Below are 399 nucleotides of genomic sequence, written 5' to 3' on the forward strand. Positions count from 1 at the left end.
AAGAGACAGCGGCGGCACGATGCTGAACGTCGCGGTGAATGCGCGGATCGGCCCCGTGATCGAGCAGGCCCTCAGGGAACGCGGCATCGCCCCCGACCTGGCACGCCCGATGTCCATGATGGCCAGCGCGCTCGTGCAGCGCATGGTCAGCGCCACGGCGGACACCGTGTCCGACCTGAGCAGCACGCTGGTCAAGTCCTTTCTCCCGGGCGCGGAGGCAGCCACCGTCGTGAACCTCTCCGTCGACCGCCGGACCATGCTGGCGGGCATCACGGCGCGGTCGCTGCTCAACTTCGGCCTCACGCTGCCGCTGGGGCCGCTCGTCACGCTGCGCAAGGTGATGGCCGACAACGGCAACCCCTACCAGCGCGCCGCGGCCGGCAATGCGTTGTCCTGGGC

General features: G+C 70.2%; 1 protein-coding gene. It reads left to right on the plus strand.

Annotation, left to right across the window (positions count from 1 at the left end; all coding sequences use genetic code 11):
* Positions 1–19: 19 nt before the first annotated feature.
* The coding region (locus E4T88_RS17690) for a hypothetical protein (protein WP_221411837.1) at positions 20–399 on the plus strand (380 nt) is incomplete at its 3' end.

The organism is Dysgonomonas mossii (assembly GCF_004569505.1).
Taxonomy (GTDB): domain Bacteria; phylum Bacteroidota; class Bacteroidia; order Bacteroidales; family Dysgonomonadaceae; genus Dysgonomonas.